Annotated in this window: 3 protein-coding genes and 1 pseudogene; 3 read left to right on the top strand and 1 reads right to left on the bottom strand. The window is 59.1% G+C overall.

Annotated elements, in window-relative coordinates:
- A pseudogene (locus MDG893_RS20810) lies at positions 1–205 on the bottom strand (hypothetical protein); the annotation flags it as partial.
- A 42-nt stretch (positions 206–247) separates the two neighbouring features.
- On the opposite strand from MDG893_RS20810, the gene MDG893_RS20230 reads away from it, so the two are divergent.
- The 3 genes from MDG893_RS20230 to MDG893_RS20240 all read left to right on the top strand — a co-directional run bounded on the left by MDG893_RS20230 (position 248) and on the right by MDG893_RS20240 (position 4,162).
- Positions 248–1,114, top strand: a complete 867-nt coding sequence (locus tag MDG893_RS20230; RefSeq protein WP_040474839.1) for an SDR family oxidoreductase — start codon at positions 248–250, stop codon at positions 1,112–1,114.
- A gap of 10 nt (positions 1,115–1,124) precedes the next feature.
- Positions 1,125–2,741, top strand: coding sequence for an acyl-CoA carboxylase subunit beta (locus MDG893_RS20235; protein ID WP_007155716.1), 1,617 nt, complete (start codon positions 1,125–1,127; stop codon positions 2,739–2,741).
- Between the two features lie 260 nt (positions 2,742–3,001).
- Positions 3,002–4,162 (top strand): acyl-CoA dehydrogenase family protein, encoded by a 1,161-nt coding sequence (locus tag MDG893_RS20240; protein ID WP_007155717.1) that lies wholly within the window; start codon positions 3,002–3,004, stop codon positions 4,160–4,162.
- The last annotated feature ends 18 nt before the right edge of the window (positions 4,163–4,180 follow it).

Raw genomic sequence — 4,180 nt, forward strand, 5'->3', positions numbered from 1 at the left:
GGCTGCCATCCAGCTTGAAGCGCCGGAAGTTGGTCGAGAAGATCAGCAGGCCTTCCGAGGTCAGCCGCTGCATTGCCTGGCGTATCAACGTGCCATGATCTTTCTGGATATCCAGCACGCCGGCCATGCGGGCCGAGTTTGAGAAGGTCGGCGGGTCCATGAAGATCAGATCGAAACGCTGATCGCTAGTCGGTTTGCCCGCCAGCCCCCTCCAGAGCGCCCGAACATTTGAAAAGGCCCTCTTGTTATGAGCTATCAGTCTGTTTTTCACCCGAATCTCTTTCGGGATCAGGTTTTTATCGTTACCGGGGGTGGTTCCGGAATTGGGCGTTGTACCGCTCATGAACTCGCCGCGCTTGGGGCTCGGGTTGCGCTCGTTGGGCGGAAGGCTGAGAAGGTTGAGGCAGTGAAGGCAGAGATTACCGAGGACGGTGGTATCGCTTCCGCTCACGTGTGTGACATTCGCGAAGAAGAGTCTGTAAAGGCGACCGTCGCGGCCATCATTGAGGAACATGGCGGGCTGAACGGCGTAGTGAATAACGCTGGGGGTCAGTTTCCGTCGCCGCTGGCGAACATCAACCAGAAAGGTTGGGAGACGGTGGTTCGCACCAATCTCACCGGCGGCTTTCTCATTGCCCGTGAAGCCTACAATCAAACCTTGTCGAAAACCGGTGGCGCCATCGTGAACATTGTGGCGGACATGTGGGGTGGCATGCCCGGCATGGGGCATTCTGGGGCAGCCCGGGCGGGAATGGTGAATTTTACCCAGACCGCTGCGGTTGAGTGGGGTTGCTCCGGGGTTCGGGTGAACGCTGTGGCACCGGGCTGGATTGCCTCCAGTGGCATGGATAACTATCCCGAACATATGAAGCAGTGGATTCGTAGCCTCGGGGATAACGTACCTCTTAAGCGAATGGGAACGGAGTCCGAGGTCAGTGCGGCGATTTGTTTCCTGCTGAGCCCCGCTGCGGCGTTTATCAGTGGGGATTGTCTGCGGATTGACGGGGCAGCGTCTCAGGGTGGCCGGGTTTGGCCGTTCCAGAAGGCAAAGAATAACGAGCCTTTTAACGGTTTCCACCGGGCCGTCACGCCAAAAGTGTTGAGCGACGACTGAGGAGAATTCGATGCAGGTATTGGAGTCCACCGTTAATCCCCAGTCGGATGACTTTCGCGCGAACGCGGAGGTGATGGAAGCGCATATTGCCACCTTTCGGGATGTGGAGCAGAAGGTGCTGGATCTGGCGGAGTCGGCGCGGGAGAAGTTCACCAAGCGCGGAAAGCTGTTACCCCGTGACCGCATCAATCGTCTGCTGGATCGCGGTACGCCGTTCCTGGAGCTGTGTTCACTCGCCGGCTACAAGATGCACGACGACAAGGACGGTAGCCTGTCCGGCGGCGGTATCATTGCCGGCATTGGCACGGTGGGTGGCATTCGCTGCCTGGTGGTGGCCAGCAACAGCGCCATCAAGGGCGGCACCATCACACCAGCGGGGCTGGACAAGACTCTGCGGCTGCAACAGATTGCCATGGAGAACAAGCTACCGGTGGTGTCGCTGTCAGAAAGTGGCGGCGCTAACCTGAACTACGCCACGGACATCTTTGTGCTGGGCGCGCGCGGGTTTGCCAACCAGGCACGCATGTCCGCCGCCGGCATCCCGCAGGTCACTGTAGTGCATGGCAACGCCACTGCCGGGGGCGCCTATCAACCGGGGCTATCGGATTACGTGATTGTGGTGCGTGAGCAGGCCAAGATGTTCCTGGCTGGCCCTCCCCTGCTGAAAGCCGCCACCGGCGAAGTCGCCACCGATGAAGAACTCGGCGGCGCGCAGATGCACGCGGAAGTGGCTGGCACGGCGGAATACCTGGCCGAAGACGATGGTGATGGCATCCGCCACGCACGCAATGTGCTCGAAGCCTTGCCCTGGAATGAACAACTGCCTCCCGCCAGGGAGCCGAAGTGGGAAGAGCCGCTTTACCCTGCCGAAGAATTATTGGGCGTGATCCCCAGCGATGCAAAAAAACCCTATGACGTCCGCGAGATCCTGGCCCGCATCGCCGACGGCTCCGAGTTCATGGACTTCAAGAACGGTTACGACGACCAAACCGTGTGCGGCACCATCCGCATTGAAGGGCATTCGGTCGGCATTATCGGCAACAACGGCCCGATCACGCCGGCTGGCGCCACCAAAGCCGCGCAGTTCATCCAGCTCTGCGACCAGGCGGGTACACCGTTACTGTTCCTCCACAACACCACCGGTTTCATGGTGGGCACCCATTCGGAACAGAACGGCATCATCAAACACGGGTCAAAGATGATACAGGCTGTGGCGAACTGCCAGGTGCCGAAGGTCGCCATTGTTATCGGCGGTTCCTATGGTGCCGGCAACTACGCCATGTGTGGCCGAGGCCTGGACCCACGTTTCATCTTCGCCTGGCCCAACAGCCGCACGGCGGTTATGGGCCCGGCGCAGGCGGGCAAGGTGATGCGCATCGTCGCCGAGGACAAGCAGCGCCGGGGCGGTCTGGAGCCGGACCCGAAAACGCTGGATTTTCTGGAACAGGCCACGGCCAAGAAACTGGAAGACGGCTCTACGGCTCTGTTCGGTACGGCTCGATTGTGGGACGACGGGCTGATAGATCCGCGGGATACCCGGCGGGTTCTGGCCCTGGTGTTTTCGGTTTGTCGGGAGGCTGAGGTTCGGCAGTTGCGGCCTAATTCTTTTGGCGTTGCCCGCCTCTAGGGGAGCTTAGTGATGGTGGTTGGATTAGCTACAAGCGCAACCCGAAAAAAACAGGAAGCAACAAACTTACAGTCAAAAGCGGCTGTGTGGGCGGGCCTTCAGAAACCGTGCGGAGCCATGGATGGCGGAGCCCGAGCGTCACATGGATGTGCCGAAGGAGCGTGTTTCTGAAGGTCCGCCCACACAGCCGCCACCCAAGCTTAGAGAGCGTGCACCAACACAATAAGGCACGGACTAACTATCACCCAGGAGAACAAAAAGTGAAATTCACAGCCGAACACGAAGCCCTCAGAAAAACCGTCCGCGATTTCGTGGAGAAGGAAATCAATCCCCACTGCGACGAATGGGAAGAAGCCGGCGAGTTTCCGATTCACGATATCTTCAAGAAGCTCGGCAACCTGGGCCTGCTCGGAATCCAGAAGCCGGAAGAGTACGGCGGTATGGGGCTGGATTACAGCTACAACCTGGTAGCCGCCGAAGAACTCGGCACCGCTCATTGTGGTGGCGTGCCGCTGGCCATAGGTGTGCAGACTGACATGTGCACCCCTGCCATTTCACGCTTTGGCTCCGACGAACTCAAGCGGACCTTCCTTGCCCCGGCCATTGCCGGCGATATGGTGGGCTGTATCGGCGTCAGCGAAGTCGCCGCCGGTTCTGATGTGGCGGGGATGAAAACCACCGCTAAGCAGGATGGCGATGACTACGTCATCAACGGCTCCAAGATGTGGATCACCAACAGCCCCAGGGCCGACTTTATCTGCCTGCTGGCCAACACTTCCGACGACAAGCCCCACAAGAACAAGTCGCTGATTGTCGTGCCCATGAACACGCCGGGCATTTCCTTCAGCCCGCACTTGAACAAGCTGGGCATGCGCTCTTCCGAGACCGCGCAGATTTTCTTTGACGATGTGCGAGTACCGCAGCGCTATCGCATCGGTGCTGAAGGCACCGGTTTCATGATGCAGATGCTGCAATTCCAGGAGGAGCGGATGTGGGGCGCAGCCAACGTAATCAAGGCGCTGGAACTCTGCATCAGCAAAACCATTGAATACTGCCGCGAGCGCAAAACGTTCGGGCAGCCGTTGATCAACAACCAGGTGATTCACTTCCGCCTGGCAGAGCTGCAAACCGAGGTGGAAGCCCTGCGCGCCCTCACCTATCAGGCCTGTGAGCTGCATGTGGAAGGCAAGGATGTGACCAAGCTGGCGTCGATGGCCAAGCTCAAGGCTGGCCGGCTTGGGCGTGAGGTGACGGACAGTTGCCTGCAGTATTGGGGTGGCAATGGTTACATGTGGGAGAACCCCCTGTCCCGTGCGTTCCGGGATGTGCGGCTGGTGTCGATTGGCGGTGGTGCTGACGAAATCATGTTGGGGATTATCTGCAAGATGATGGGAACTCTTCCTGGCAAGCAACGCGACTAGGTTCTGAACCTTCCAAGA

It is taken from the genome of Marinobacter algicola DG893 (assembly GCF_000170835.1).
Lineage (GTDB): Bacteria > Pseudomonadota > Gammaproteobacteria > Pseudomonadales > Oleiphilaceae > Marinobacter > Marinobacter algicola.